Raw genomic sequence first — 13,625 nt, 5'->3', positions numbered from 1 at the left:
ACCAGATGCTAAGGATAGCGTTAACCGGACTGATTGCGGCACTATTCAGCTCTTCAGTGCTTGCTTATGCCAATCAACAGACTTGGTTAGACACCAAGTTTGTTGAGAATGCCTTCATTAACGTTGCACTGCGTAATGAGTACTCTGCCGGCAACAAACCGCTGGTAAAATGGAACCAACCGATACGTATCTGGGTCGACCACAAGGTACCAGACCGCGAGCTCCATGACGAACTGACCAATGCGCACATTCGTCATCTACAAGAGATAACCGGCCACCCTATCTCCCGTGTTTCATCAAGGCAGCAAGCCAATATTATCTGGATATTTACTCAAGAATCTCAATGGCGTAAAGATATCGAGCGTGAGCTAGGTACACCCGCATTAGATAATGTTTATGGTGCGATATGTAAAGCTGGATATCGGATCGGTCGCGATGGCGCTATGTCGGGTGCGGCTATCATTATCCCTGTTGATCAGGCGAGAGAACATGGAAAATTGCTGGCTTGCATCATTGAAGAGATAACCCAGGTCCTTGGCTTACCTAACGATTCAGAAAGCGCCTACCCATCGATCTTCAATGACCAGACCCCGGAAGATCTGCTTTCTCCTTTGGATGTGGTATTGCTAAAGCTGCTCTATGAACCTGAGTTAAAGGTCGGAATGAGTGAGCAACAAGTGAAGCCAATCGTCGCCAAAATTTTGCGTAGTTATAAAAAAAACGGCACGCTTAAACGGGCCGTTTCTGTAGCAAAAAGCGGAGAGTTATTTCAGCTCATCGGCTATTAATTGCTGCGTTTTTTAAGTTCGAATTCAAACTCATCAGGGTATAGCACAACCCCTTCTTCGTTATCGTTAGGGAACACGACAACGGATAGCTCATCATCTTCCAGACCGTAAGTCCAACGACTGAACCATTTAGCGGTAGAGATAGATTCTGCTTTACAGTGTTCCCATTCTCCCGTCGCCCACTGCTCTGCAAACTCTTGATGAGGCCACACAGGAACACAATCTTCATCCTCAGTATTGAGCATAACGCAGCCGTGTTCGTCGGTGAGAATCCAAACTTGACGGTGCTTAGCGATCTCTTTGATACAGTAGTTAAAGCGCTCATCTGGACGCATCTTGTTTACTGACTCTAACTGCTCTTTAGATAGTGACATTTTGATTCCTCTAAATAAAACGCCCACGGCAATAGCCATGGGCGCTTAGAATACGTTGAGCTTGGAAAATTAAGCCAGTTCAGTCTGAAGCCAAGGCCAGCCTTGCTTCTTACGGCTTAGAGTGTTTTCCATCATTAGCATGCCATCTTTTTCATGCTTAACTAGCTTCTCTGCCCACTCACCTTTGTACAGTAGACGAGTCTGAGCTGTAGTGATGTCTGTCAACATTACTGCAGCAAACGCCAGACCTTCTTCAGCACAACGGCGCTCAAGGTCAGCTTCTAGTGCTTCGATCATGCCGTCTACTTGCTCAAGAGTTGCAAGTTCAACCTGACCAACAACCACATCACGACCGTTGAATGGGTAACCTTTCAGATCTTTCTCAACTAGCTCAGCAGCAGATAGACCTTCAATGTTTGTCTTAGCAATCAATAGATCTTTGATGAAAGCGTCTACATCACATACGTCAGCGATTTTTGCTAGTTCTTCAACTGCATCTTTATCTTTTTGCGTACATGTTGGAGAAGCGAAACCTACTGTGTCAGATAGGATTGCTGACATCATAAGCTTAGCGATTTGAGGTTTGATTTCGTGACCTTCAATCTTGAACATGTTGAACAGTACTGTGTTAGTACAACCAACAGGCCAGATCCAAGCTTCCATTGGGTTGATTGTCATCACGTCACCTAGGCGGTGGTGATCAACGATACCAAGAATTTCTGCTTCAGCCACATCATCCGGTGCTTGTGCTAGATCTGAGTAGTCTACTAACCAGATTTTCTCACCCGCTACTGAAGTGCGCAGTTCAGGAACTTCTGCACCAGCAACTTCTAGGATGTGTTGGGTTTCACGGTTAATCTCACCTTGGCGAATAGGCATAGCTTCAACGCCACGTGCTTGAAGTAGTTCAGTGGCTACCAATGCACTACAGATACTATCACTATCAGGGTTCTTGTGACCTACAACTAGAATCATCTTTTTTCCTATCTGACTAAATTTCTACCCATACAATGGGCCATTACTCACGAGGGCGATATTTTACCTGATTCTGACTGTTTGTCATCGTTTGGGCGAGAATATTTCGGCATAAGCCATGACTATTCGCTTCATTACACGCCGCTCTACATATAAGTTTAGCACTTATCACACTGTTCTAATGTAATCTTCGCCAACAAGACCCTAGCAGTCATCCGGTTATTATCTTGTTGTGAATCTGATGGGCAAAAACACAAACTCTTTATTGCAAATAATTCTCATTAGCATATTATTGATAATAATTCGCATTCAAGGTTAGCTATCTATGAGCTCTTTACGTCTTCATCAAATCTTGCCAAGCTGGTTGACACTGTCACAATTTTCTCCGGCTTATAAGCGCCTATTGCTGCCTATCTCTCTGCTAGTGCTGATTGCCAACCCTACTACCCGCTTAGTTAGTGTAAACACACTGTCAGATGCTTTTTGGGCGGTATCCAGTTATGTCGCATTCACACTGGCGGTTTATCACTACCTGTCTGGCTTCTTCAGTCAGGAGAATAAGCTGGTCAACCTATATCAGAGCTCGCGCAACCATCAGGTTTTATTTGCCGCTCTGCTTGGTGCACTGCCCGGTTGTGGCGGTGCCATTATCGTCACGACTCAGTTTGTCAGCGGACGAGTTGGGTTCGGTGCCATAGTGGCAGTGCTGACTTCTACCATGGGTGATGCCGCCTTCTTGCTGCTCGCAAGCAAGCCTGATATCGGATTCGCGGTGATCGGTCTTGGTGTTATGGTTGGCTGTATTTCCGGTTGGGTAGTCAACGAGATACATGCCGATGACTTCCTACGCCCGCAGGCTGAACAAGTTATCGGTCGCGTAAGTCAGTGCCAGACACCGACAAAAGGGTTTGAACAGCGCGCGATTAATTTACAGGGTGTATTCTGGAAGTGGCTTTTGCTACCTGCAACCGTGATTGCCTTACTGGGTTCTTTCCAGATAGACATCAACCAGTTGTTAGGCTGGCCTGAAATGACTATCGAGTGGCTTGGTGCCGCACTGATTATCACCAGTACCTTACTATGGTCCCTGACTAAAGAGATTAAAGACTACGAGTCAACCGTTGCTGAAGATACTAAGCAGGTCTCCTCTCATCCAATTCAAAAAGCGGCGCAAGACACCAACTTCGTGACAGCCTGGGTCATTATCGCCTTTATGGCCTTTGAACTGGTGGCCTTTTTTGGTCAAGTCGATCTGGCAACCACTTTTGCTGGTTGGGGACCTTGGATGCCGTTAATGGGTCTTATCGTCGGCTTGTTGCCAGGTTGTGGACCACAAATTCTGGTCACTAGTTTGTATATCGCTGGCGCAGCGCCACTTTCAGCTCAGCTGGCTAATGCAATATCCAATGATGGTGATGCGCTATTCCCAGCGATTGCGTTAGCACCAAAGGCGGCATTAGTCGCGACTATTTATTCAGCCATCCCCGCCTTTATTGTCGGTTATGGCTACTACTTGTTGTTCGAAATCTAACACTAACAGTGTCTATGGCTAGGTCGTCAGACCCTATAAGCGCCCCACTAGAGGGCGCTATTTCTTTTATAAAAACAAAAGCCGTAAGGTTCACTTACGGCTTTCAGGTTAGGGCGTTACGACAAAGCAGAATTACTTATGGCGTTCCTTTAGTTTGTTGACCACATCGTTCATCGACAAACCTTGATCTTGTAGTAATACCATCAGGTGATAAATAAGGTCAGCAGATTCACAAACTAACTCCTCCTTATCGCCCGACGTCGCCGCAAGCGCGACTTCAACGCCTTCTTCACCCACTTTTTGCGAAATACGCTTGGTGCCACGGGAATATAGGTGCGCGGTATAAGAGGACTCTGGATCGGCGTTCTTGCGGGCAGCCAGTAGCTGCTCAAGTTGATGAAGCCACACCATTTGCGACTCTTCTTGTTTATCGCCATCCCAACAGGTGGTGGTACCTGTATGGCAAGTTGGTCCAATCGGGTCAACCTTAACCAGCAGGGTGTCACTGTCACAATCTAGGGCGATATTCTTTAGCTGAAGAACGTTACCTGATGTTTCACCTTTGGTCCAAAGGCGCTCTTTAGTGCGAGAGAAAAAGGTCACATTACCCGTTTCACCGGTTTTAACCAAAGCGTCCTGGTTCATATAACCCATCATTAGCACCTGACTGGATTGAAAGTCCTGGACAATCGCAGGGACAAGGCCATCGACTTTATCCCAATTAATACGCTCAGCTAACGTATTAACTTCTGCTGCCGTGAAACTCATAAACGCACCTCTACACCTTGTTGTTTCAGATACTGTTTCAGTTCACCAATATTGATGACCTGTTTGTGGAATACCGATGCCGCTAACGCACCATCTACGTTGGTTTTCTGGTACGCCTCAGCAAAGTGCGCCATGGCACCCGCTCCACCTGAAGCAATCAGCGGCACCTTACACACTTCACGTACCATATTGAGCTGTTCCAGGTCATAACCGTTACGTACACCGTCTTGGTTCATCATGTTTAACACGATTTCACCAGCGCCACGTTTTTGTACTTCTTGTACCCAGTCACGAGTCTCCCACTGAGTTGCCTTTGTTCGGGCTTCATCACCGGTGAACTGGTAGACCTGATACTTACCTGTCTCTTTATCAAAATAGGAATCGATACCCACTACAATACACTGAACGCCAAACTTGTCGGCAAGATCAGTAATTAACTGTGGGTTCGCCAGTGCTGGAGAGTTAATTGACACCTTATCGGCACCAAACTCGAGAATTCGCGCTGCGTCTTCCGCTGATTTAATACCACCAGCGACACAGAAAGGAATGTCGATCACTTCAGCGACTCGCTTAACCCAGCTTTTATCGACCACACGACCGTCACTAGAGGCAGTAATATCGTAAAAAACCAGCTCGTCTGCTCCCTCTTCAGCATAACGCTGCGCAAGAGGAACGATGTCGCCGATAATTTCGTGGTTACGGAACTGTACGCCCTTAACCACTTGCCCATCACGAACATCTAAACATGGAATTATTCGCTTTGCCAACATGCAAATGCCTCCTCTGCAGTGAACTTGCCATCGAGCAGTGCGCGACCAACAATCACACCAGCGACACCACTGCCCTTAAGTGCTTCAATGTCGGCCAGCGAGCCGATACCACCAGATGACTGGAACTGAACTTGTGGGTACTGCTTACACAAATCCACATAGAGTTCTACGTTAGAGCCCTCAAGTGTGCCATCACGCGAAATATCAGTACAAAGCACGTGTTTCAGGCCAACGGTCAGGTAATCATTAATAAGCGCTTCAATGGTGACACCCGAATCTTCCTGCCAACCAGAAATCGCTACTTTACGCACGCCCTGCTCATCGATGTTAATATCCAGCGCAAGAACGATTTTCTCTGCACCGTATTTTTCCATCCAGCCTTTTACTAGCTCTGGTTGTTTAACTGCCGTAGAACCGACGACAACTCGTTGCGCACCTGCTTCTAAAAGGTCAACAACATCCTGTTCGCTGCGCACGCCGCCACCAATCTGGATATTTGCAGGAGTACTTGCGAGCAGTTTGGCGATCAAATCGAGCTGACGCGCGGTAGTGTCTTTTGCACCGGTCAGATCAACCAAGTGCAACCAGTTCGCTCCTGCCTGATGATAAAGATTAAACTGCTGTGCTGGATCAACTTTGTATTCTGTCACTTGGCCATAATCACCTTGATATAGGCGAACCACCTGACCTTCAATTAAATCTAATGCTGGAATAATCACTGAACTATTTCCTTTCAATTCTTTTAACTACAGCTCTAAAAAGTTCTGAATAAGCTTCGAACCGGCTTTAGATGAACGTTCTGGGTGGAACTGCACACCATAATAGTTGCCACTCTGTACCGCTGCAGTGAATGGATTGCCATAATCACACTGGGCGATGGTGTAGTCACCAACCGGCATTGCGAAGCTGTGGACGAAGTAGAAGTACTCCCCTTCTTCAATGCCTTTAAACAACGGGTGACCCGGTTTTGCCGTCACTGTATTCCAGCCCATATGCGGCAACGGTAAGTCACCAGTATCCATTAAGCGGACTTCACCTTCACAAAGGCCAAGACATTCAACAATGTCATCTGCTTTCTGACCTTTTTCCTGCGATAGTTTGCCCAGTAACTGCATACCTAAACAGATCCCCAGCAATGGCTTTTCAACCTGTTTAACCAGTTCGATCAAGTCACGCTGCTCGAGGTTTTTCATTGCTTCGCTGGCAGTACCAACGCCCGGAAGGAACAACTTATCCGCAGCCAATACCACTTGTGGATCTTTTGAAATCGTAACTTGGTAGCCTAAGCGTTCAATCGCGAATCTTACTGATGAAACGTTGGCACACCCGGTATCAATAATGACAACTTTCTGATCTGTCATAACCTTATTCCTTACAGTACGCCCTTGCTGCTTGGTAACTCAGTACCTTCGACCTTAATTGCCTGACGAAGTGTACGACCAAAGGCTTTAAACAGACTTTCAATGATGTGGTGATCGTTGTCGCCAGCAGAAGAAAGGTGCAGAGTACAAGCCAGTGTATCAGTCAGAGAGCGGAAGAAGTGCACGACCATTTCCGTCGATAGGTCTCCCACCTGTTCACGGCTAAACTCAGCATCAAACTTAAGATATGGACGACCCGAGAGGTCAAGTGCACATTGAGCTAAGCACTCATCCATTGGCAGACTAAAGCCAAAACGGCCAATACCACGTTTGTCGCCCAGCGCATCTTTAAGTGCCTGACCTAATGCCAATGCAGTATCTTCAATGGTGTGGTGATCATCGATATGCAGATCGCCTTCAACCTGACAAACCATCTGGAAGCCACCGTGGGTAGCAATCTGATCCAGCATGTGGTCAAAGAAACCCAGTCCGGTGGAAATCTTATTGCCACCCTGCTCATCCAGATTGACCTGTACCTTGATATCCGTTTCCTTGGTGGTACGTACTACTTGTGCAACACGCGCTTTGACGGTCAGGTCTTTAAGAATCTGCTTCCAGCCCATGGTCTCAGGGTTGTACTGGATACCTTGAATTGCCATGTTCTCTGCCAGTTGAAGGTCGGTCTGTCGGTCACCAATCACAACCGAGTTCTGGAAATCAACTTTGCCGCCTTGTAGGTATTCTTTAACCATACCTAGCTTAGGCTTACGACATGAGCAATTGTCTTCTTCAAAGTGTGGGCAGATAAGTACGTCGTCGAACTTAACACCCTGAGATTCAAAGATTTCCATCATCATGTTGTGTGGCGCATCAAACTCATCTTGTGGGTAGCTGTCTGTCCCCAGGCCATCCTGGTTTGTCACCATAACCAAACGGTAGCCAGCGTCTTGCAGTGCCAACAGGCTAGGAATAACAAATGGCTCGAGTTTTAACTTGTCTAAACGATCGACTTGAAAATCAACCGGTGGCTCAACAATTAAGGTGCCGTCGCGGTCAATAAAAAGAATTTTTTGCTGCTTACTCACTGGAACTTCCTTATTTCAAAATATTTGGCAGTCACAACAGGCAACTGCCAGTGATTCTTTAGTTGTAATAATTTCTGATAAAGCCGAGTGTTTTTTCACACTCATCACGACTGCCTACACTAATTCGAACACAGTTTTCGATTGGTGAATTACGTAAAATAATTCCACTGTCCCACGCAGCTTTGAATAATGCATCACCGTCAGGGAATTTAACCAGTAGGTAGTTGCCCCAACCTTCGAATATTTCTAAGCCGTCAATCATGGATAATCCAACCTGCAAGTATGCTCGGTTAGCATTGAGATCCAACACCTGGAACTTAGCTCGTGCCAAACCTGCTTCAGACAATGCCTGAGTTGCAATTTCAGCCACTGGAATTGGCACTGGGTAAGGAGCAATAACTTTTAGCAGTACATTGATTAGCTCTTGGTTTGCCAGAGTGAAACCACAACGCAGCCCCGCCAGCGCAAACGCTTTAGACAAAGTGCGCAAAATCGCCAGATTTGGGTATTGTTCAAGCAGATCAACAGTAGACGCTTCCGGACAGAAATCGATGTATGCTTCATCCATCACAACAATTGCTTTGTCTTTTGTCATCTCAAGCAGTGAGACAATATCTTCACGCTTAACAAGGTTACCCGTTGGATTGTTTGGACTGCATACAAATACCAACTTCACGCCATCAAGATTTTGTTCAATGCCGTCCAGATCAAGCTGCCAATCTTGCGTTAGTGGCACTGTTTTACGCTCTACGCCGATAGTTTCTGCGCTGATCGAGTACATACCGTAAGTCGGTGGGCAGTAGAGAATCGCATCTTCACCCGGCTCACAGAAAGCTCGGATAAGCAGCTCAATACCTTCATCAGCCCCGCGAGAGGTCAGAGTCTGCTCTGGTTTCACACCAGCATACGCTGCGTAGGCCTCTATTAACTCCTTAGGCTGACATTCGCTGTAGCGATTCAGACGGGCAAAGTCGGTCTTGTATTCATTGTTGAATGGCGATTCGTTAGCGTTGAGCCAAACATCACCTGTGCCGCCAATTCGACGAGCAGATAGGTAAGGCGTTAACTGTTGAACCTGTTTACGTGCTAGCTTTTCCATCTCTGCCACCTTACGCCTTAGCCAGTTTTTCTACACGGATGGTCACTGCGCGTTTGTGCGCGTCGAGACCTTCCGCTTCTGCCATCGTGACTACGGTTGGAGCCAGATTCTGTAACCCTTCTGCAGACAACTCTTGCACTGTCATACGCTTAGAGAAGTCAGCCAAGCCAAGGCTAGAGTATGTACGAGTGTAACCGTAAGTTGGCAATACGTGGTTAGTACCAGACGCATAGTCGCCAGCCGACTCCGGTGACCAGTCACCGAGGAAAATTGATCCAGCATTGTCTAACAATGGCAGCAGTTCACGAGGCTGCTTAGTCTGAACAATTAGGTGCTCTGGACCATAATAGTTAGAAATAGACACTGCCTGAGTAATCGATTCAGCAATGATGATTAAACTCGATGCCAACGCTTTTTCAGCAATCTCAGCACGAGATAACTCTCGAAGCTGACGCTGAACCGCATCTGTCACCTGGTCTGCGATGATTGGTGACGGTGTGACTAAGACCACTTGAGAATCCGGACCGTGTTCAGCCTGACTAAGAAGATCAGCAGCAATGAAATCTGGGTCTGCGGTTTCATCAGCAAGAACCAGTACTTCTGACGGCCCTGCTGGCATGTCGATAGCAGCACCACGGAAGTCATTACTCACCTGACGTTTCGCTTCAGTAACGTACGCGTTACCCGGACCAAAAATCTTATCAACCTTAGAAACGGTTTCTGTGCCGTAAGCCATAGCGGCTACTGCCTGACCACCACCGACATTGTAGACTTCGTCGATACCACACAATCTGGCGACATACAGGATCTCATCTGCGATAGGTGGAGGAGAACACAATACCACTTTGCGACAACCAGCAATCTTTGCCGGAACACCAAGCATTAGAACAGTCGATGGCAGTGGCGCACTTCCACCCGGAATATAAAGGCCCACCTTTTGAATTGGACGCGTTACCTGCTCACATACCACACCCGGTTGAGTTTCCACTTTGATTGGTTGCGGTTTTTGCGCTTTATGGAACTTAGCAATATTCGAGTATGCCTGATTCAGTGCTTGTTTCATGTCATCGGTCAAACGGTCACATGCTGCTTCAACCTCTTGCTCTGAAACACGGATAGACGCTGGCTTAACGCCATCAAATTTTTCTGTGAGTTCAACGAGGGCTGCATCACCCTGCTTACGAACTTTGCCGATAACCTCAGAAACCGCAGCAGTGATATTTGCACCTTCGGTAATCGCAGGGCGTTCAAGAATAGAGTCTTGCTGCGATTCGCTCAGTGATTGCCAAACAACTGTTCTCATGGCCGTTACCCCATCATTTTTTCAATCGGTAGTACAAGAATTGAACTAGCACCTAGCTCTTTTAACTGTTCCATCGTTTCCCAGAACAAGTTCTCAGTACTTACCAGGTGAATAGCGACCTTGTTCTTTTCAGCAGACAGAGGCAACACTGTTGGATCTTCAGCGCCCGGTAGCAGAGCTTTAATTTGCTCAAGCTTATCTGTTGGAGCGTGTAGCATGATGTATTTAGACTCTTTCGCCTGCTGAACACCCTGCATACGAGTCAGTAGCTTTTCAATCAGAGCCTGCTTGTCCGCATCAAATTCGCCAACACGTTGAATCAGTGTCGCTTTAGATTTGAAGATGATTTCTGCTTCTTTCAGGCCATTTGCTTCTAGCGTTGCGCCCGTCGATACCAGATCAGCAATTGCATCAGCCAGACCTGCGCGAGGTGCAACTTCTACTGAACCAGTCAGCATACAGGTTGAGAATGGTACGCCCTGCTCATCCATGTAGGCTTTAAGTAGTTGAGGGTAAGTGGTTGCGATACGCTTACCAGCTAAATCCTGAGGACCGTTGTACTCAGCATCTTTGTCGATAGCGATTGAAAGACGACAGCCGCCGAAGTCTAAGCGACGTAGTTGAACAAAGTCACTTGGTTCACCAAGCGCTTTACGATCAAGGCGAACTTCTTCTAGTTCATTCTCGCCAATAAAGCCAAGGTCAACCACACCGTCCATGATCAGACCTGGGATATCGTCATCACGAACAAGTAACAGGTCAATTGGCATATTTAGTGAGTGAACAACCAGGCGCTCACCCATGATGTTGAATTTAACGCCGCACTTCTTAAGCAGTGTCTGACACTCTTTACTCAGGCGACCTTTCTTTTGGATTGCGATTCTTAGGCGTTGTGTTTGCATTGCTATATCCCTGTGCAAATTTTTGAAATTTATAAACTTTTTAAGATTCTAAAACTGAAAAACCCTCGGAAGAGTTGTTCTCCCGAGGGTTCTAAATCTTGTAGTTTGCGATTTTAGCCTCCGGGAGTTTCCTGTCTCCCGGGTATGCGTACATCTCCCGAAAGACTAGACTGGGTGATGGTGATGATGAATATTCATGACTAATTTACGCATACTTAATAAGCTCTTCTGTTTCGCTTTGTTGATATCCACACTAACTAAGCTATCAACATTTTTCAACCATTTATTTAAACTTTTTTAATTTTGTCATATACAAATAAAAAGGGAGCCGAAGCTCCCTTAAAAATTATCTTTCAAATGATGGTATTACGCGTTTTGACAGCTAGCCATTTTAGACTTAGATAGCACTGACAGCAGCACACAAACTGCAACAAATGCGACGCTCGACGCTGCAAACGACAGACCAATTGATGCCGTCATACCTAATGTGACAAAACCAATACATGACACCGCGGCTACAGACAGTGCGTAAGGCAGCTGAGTAGAAACGTGATCAATGTGGTTACAACGTGCACCTGTAGACGACAGAATAGTCGTGTCCGAAATTGGCGAACAGTGGTCACCAAATACAGAACCTGCCAGCACAGCACTTAGCATTGGTAGCATTAGAGCCAAGTCCGTCGCACCCGCCATATCGCCCGCGATTGGTAGCATGATGCCAAAAGTACCCCAAGACGTACCTGTAGAGAATGCCATCAAGCCAGATAGCAAGAACAGGATAACAGGCAGCCAATGTGGATTGATGTTGCCTTGTGCAAGCGTAGACAGGTACTTACCAGTGTTCATGTCGCCGATAACTGAACCGATCGTCCAGGCAAACACCAGGATTAAGATTGCGCCGAACATAGATTTCGCACCGATCCATAGTGTGCGAGAGATTTCTGTCATCGCAATGCCTTGCTTAAGCACGGTAAACAGAGCAAATGCCAGACCAACCAGACCGCCGTAAATCAAAGAGGTACCAACGTCAGTATTCTCGAAAGCACCAAGCAGATTAAACTCCACCCCATCAGCCGCTAACGCCTGACCACCGGTGTAAAGCATAGAGGCAACAGTTGCAATGATAAGGAAGACGATTGGCAGGATAAGGTCAGATACCTTACCACCTTCGCTCTCACGAATATCTAGCTCTTCGTTCAGATCGTGTGCTTCCTGACTATCTTCAGCTTGCTCTTTGCTAAAACCGTGGCCGCGTGATGCTGAAATCTCATGTTCACGCATCTTGCCAATGTCCAGACCAAACCAGGCTACCGCAAACACCATTAGCAATGCGAAAATAGCGTAGAAGTTCATTGGGATCAGACGAACGTAAGCGCCCAGAGCTGAGTACTCTGTGATTCCGTGAGAAACCAGAATACCACCAATGATAGTCATGATGTATGCGCCCCAGCTTGATGCTGGCATGATGACACACATAGGTGCAGCGGTAGAATCAAGAATATAGGCTAGCTTTGCACGAGAAACGTAGAAACGGTCTGTCACTGGACGTGAAATTGCGCCAACAGCAAGACTGTTAAAGTAATCATCGACAAAGATGAAGACACCTAAAAACGCGGCAAGTAGTTTTGAACCACGTTTGCTCTTTACACGAGTTTGCGCCCATTCGGCAAACGCACGCGTACCACCTGAAAGAGTAAGTAGTGCTGTCATCATACCCAGTAGGATAAGGAAACCAACAATACTCATATTCCAGACGTTAAGACCACCGTCTTCAACAAATACACTAGAAACCGTAGAACCTACATACCCGAGCGTGTTCGCTGCAGAGTAGTCATTAAGCAGGATTGCGCCAAGAACGATGCCGACACCCAGTGATACAAGAACACGGCGCGTTACAATAGCAAGACTCAGAGCCACTAACGGTGGCAAAAGAGATAAAGGAGATGATGCAAAATCAATTAAATTCATGATCTTCAAAAACCAGTAATAAATGGTTAGAGATCTACTGCAGACTAATTGAAGGAAGTCATTTCCAATCAATTAATTGAAATAAGCGACGAGCAAGCGAATGCCTGACCCAGCCCTACAGTAGCGCTCCATAGTTTTACAAATTATAGACTATGGCAGTGTTACCCCTTTCGAGTGTAACCCCAGCAAGTTCCTTTGATGTAGATACTCACTTCGGCGAAATAACCTTTCGTGTTTGCTCATTGGCATCACCCCAACAAACATTACTGATTTATCCCGCGCCTCTACCGCGATTGATGGAACTTTAAACTATCGAAAAGTCAATTTAACAATAATTTAACCAACGAACCGCATTAGGTTCCGGCCATTGTACTTAACCTGAAGTCCGATTCAACATATTATTCGATTTTATTGTTAATTAATCTTAGCAAAAGCCGCTGACTAACTTTCCGCGCCAATTGAATAGTCATCCGGTTTAATATTCGTTTCGCCTTACAAGCATGATACTGATTGCGAAAAATCAGATTTGTTTTGTCGAAGTGTAAACTTTATTAGTTTAAACGAATCTAACGACATTCAACGGATTGCAATTGTTTAATCGTCTTAGATTTACAACAAAGAATACCCTTACAATTAATAGCGTTGATATATGACTGACTAAACATTGATATGAAACCATAATGACACTGATTTCTTGATTA

13 protein-coding genes, 1 riboswitch and 1 other annotated feature are annotated in these 13,625 nt (G+C 46.2%); of the genes, 2 read left to right on the top strand and 11 right to left on the bottom strand.

The window, feature by feature from the left end:
- The first annotated feature begins 5 nt into the window (after positions 1-5).
- Positions 6-788, top strand: coding sequence for a DUF2927 domain-containing protein (locus RH46_RS19280; protein WP_006881206.1), 783 nt, complete (start codon positions 6-8; stop codon positions 786-788).
- Here RH46_RS19280 and RH46_RS19275 read toward each other — a convergent pair.
- On the bottom strand, positions 785-1,162 hold the full coding sequence (locus RH46_RS19275) for a DUF2750 domain-containing protein (protein ID WP_006881205.1): 378 nt from the start codon (positions 1,160-1,162) through the stop codon (positions 785-787). The two genes, RH46_RS19280 and RH46_RS19275, sit on opposite strands and share 4 nt — an antisense overlap.
- A 69-nt stretch (positions 1,163-1,231) precedes the next feature.
- Positions 1,232-2,137, bottom strand: a complete 906-nt coding sequence (locus RH46_RS19270) for a manganese-dependent inorganic pyrophosphatase (protein ID WP_006881204.1) — start codon at positions 2,135-2,137, stop codon at positions 1,232-1,234.
- 325 nt (positions 2,138-2,462) lie between these two features.
- On the opposite strand from RH46_RS19270, the gene RH46_RS19265 reads away from it, so the two are divergent.
- Positions 2,463-3,668, top strand: coding sequence for a putative manganese transporter (locus tag RH46_RS19265; RefSeq protein WP_006881203.1), 1,206 nt, complete (start codon positions 2,463-2,465; stop codon positions 3,666-3,668).
- 132 nt (positions 3,669-3,800) lie between these two features.
- Here RH46_RS19265 and hisIE read toward each other — a convergent pair whose 3' ends face one another.
- The 9 genes from hisIE to tet(35) form a co-directional block, all read right to left on the bottom strand.
- Complete coding sequence (gene hisIE, locus RH46_RS19260; RefSeq protein ID WP_006881202.1) at positions 3,801-4,436, bottom strand: bifunctional phosphoribosyl-AMP cyclohydrolase/phosphoribosyl-ATP diphosphatase HisIE; 636 nt, start codon at positions 4,434-4,436, stop codon at positions 3,801-3,803.
- The gene (gene hisF, locus RH46_RS19255) at positions 4,433-5,206 is read right to left on the bottom strand and encodes an imidazole glycerol phosphate synthase subunit HisF (RefSeq protein WP_006881201.1); all 774 of its coding nucleotides are present in this window, start codon (positions 5,204-5,206) and stop codon (positions 4,433-4,435) included. Before hisF ends, hisIE begins: the two co-directional genes overlap by 4 nt.
- Positions 5,188-5,925, bottom strand: a complete 738-nt coding sequence (hisA, locus tag RH46_RS19250; protein ID WP_006881200.1) for a 1-(5-phosphoribosyl)-5-[(5-phosphoribosylamino)methylideneamino]imidazole-4-carboxamide isomerase — start codon at positions 5,923-5,925, stop codon at positions 5,188-5,190. The genes hisF and hisA overlap by 19 nt, the downstream gene beginning before the upstream one ends.
- A 27-nt stretch (positions 5,926-5,952) precedes the next feature.
- A complete protein-coding gene (gene hisH / locus RH46_RS19245; RefSeq protein ID WP_006881199.1) occupies positions 5,953-6,567 on the bottom strand; it encodes an imidazole glycerol phosphate synthase subunit HisH in 615 nt (204 codons plus the stop codon).
- Between the two features lie 11 nt (positions 6,568-6,578).
- Entirely contained in the window at positions 6,579-7,652 is a 1,074-nt protein-coding gene (hisB, locus tag RH46_RS19240) for a bifunctional histidinol-phosphatase/imidazoleglycerol-phosphate dehydratase HisB (protein ID WP_006881198.1), read from the bottom strand.
- Positions 7,653-7,710: 58 nt separating this feature from the next.
- Positions 7,711-8,751: a histidinol-phosphate transaminase gene (gene hisC / locus RH46_RS19235; RefSeq protein WP_006881197.1), complete on the bottom strand. Its 1,041-nt coding sequence runs from the start codon at positions 8,749-8,751 to the stop codon at positions 7,711-7,713.
- 10 nt (positions 8,752-8,761) lie between these two features.
- Complete coding sequence (gene hisD / locus RH46_RS19230; protein ID WP_006881196.1) at positions 8,762-10,054, bottom strand: histidinol dehydrogenase; 1,293 nt, start codon at positions 10,052-10,054, stop codon at positions 8,762-8,764.
- 5 nt (positions 10,055-10,059) lie between these two features.
- The gene (gene hisG / locus RH46_RS19225; protein ID WP_006881195.1) at positions 10,060-10,956 is read right to left on the bottom strand and encodes an ATP phosphoribosyltransferase; all 897 of its coding nucleotides are present in this window, start codon (positions 10,954-10,956) and stop codon (positions 10,060-10,062) included.
- A 53-nt stretch (positions 10,957-11,009) separates the two neighbouring features.
- Positions 11,010-11,146: a sequence feature (His leader region), on the bottom strand.
- A 176-nt stretch (positions 11,147-11,322) separates the two neighbouring features.
- A complete protein-coding gene (gene tet(35) / locus RH46_RS19220) occupies positions 11,323-12,924 on the bottom strand; it encodes a tetracycline efflux Na+/H+ antiporter family transporter Tet(35) (protein WP_006881194.1) in 1,602 nt (533 codons plus the stop codon).
- 113 nt (positions 12,925-13,037) lie between these two features.
- Positions 13,038-13,219, bottom strand: a riboswitch (Lysine riboswitch).
- Between the last annotated feature and the right edge of the window lie 406 nt (positions 13,220-13,625).

Source organism: Vibrio brasiliensis LMG 20546 (assembly GCF_000189255.1).
GTDB lineage: Bacteria > Pseudomonadota > Gammaproteobacteria > Enterobacterales > Vibrionaceae > Vibrio > Vibrio brasiliensis.
The sequence above is the reverse complement of the archived record's forward strand: the minus strand, read 5'-3'. Positions and strand labels throughout refer to the sequence as shown.

Bases quoted from the DNA above. Each gene is read 5' to 3' on its own strand.
- hisD (WP_006881196.1), bottom strand. From the start codon at position 10,054: ATGAGAACAGTTGTTTGGCAATCACTGAGCGAATCGCAGCAAGACTCT.
- RH46_RS19270 (WP_006881204.1), bottom strand. From the start codon at position 2,137: ATGATTCTAGTTGTAGGTCACAAGAACCCTGATAGTGATAGTATCTGT.
- hisIE (WP_006881202.1), bottom strand. From the start codon at position 4,436: ATGAGTTTCACGGCAGCAGAAGTTAATACGTTAGCTGAGCGTATTAAT.
- RH46_RS19265 (WP_006881203.1), top strand. From the start codon at position 2,463: ATGAGCTCTTTACGTCTTCATCAAATCTTGCCAAGCTGGTTGACACTG.
- hisC (WP_006881197.1), bottom strand. From the start codon at position 8,751: ATGGAAAAGCTAGCACGTAAACAGGTTCAACAGTTAACGCCTTACCTA.
- RH46_RS19280 (WP_006881206.1), top strand. From the start codon at position 6: ATGCTAAGGATAGCGTTAACCGGACTGATTGCGGCACTATTCAGCTCT.
- hisH (WP_006881199.1), bottom strand. From the start codon at position 6,567: ATGACAGATCAGAAAGTTGTCATTATTGATACCGGGTGTGCCAACGTT.
- RH46_RS19275 (WP_006881205.1), bottom strand. From the start codon at position 1,162: ATGTCACTATCTAAAGAGCAGTTAGAGTCAGTAAACAAGATGCGTCCA.
- hisF (WP_006881201.1), bottom strand. From the start codon at position 5,206: ATGTTGGCAAAGCGAATAATTCCATGTTTAGATGTTCGTGATGGGCAA.
- hisG (WP_006881195.1), bottom strand. From the start codon at position 10,956: ATGCAAACACAACGCCTAAGAATCGCAATCCAAAAGAAAGGTCGCCTG.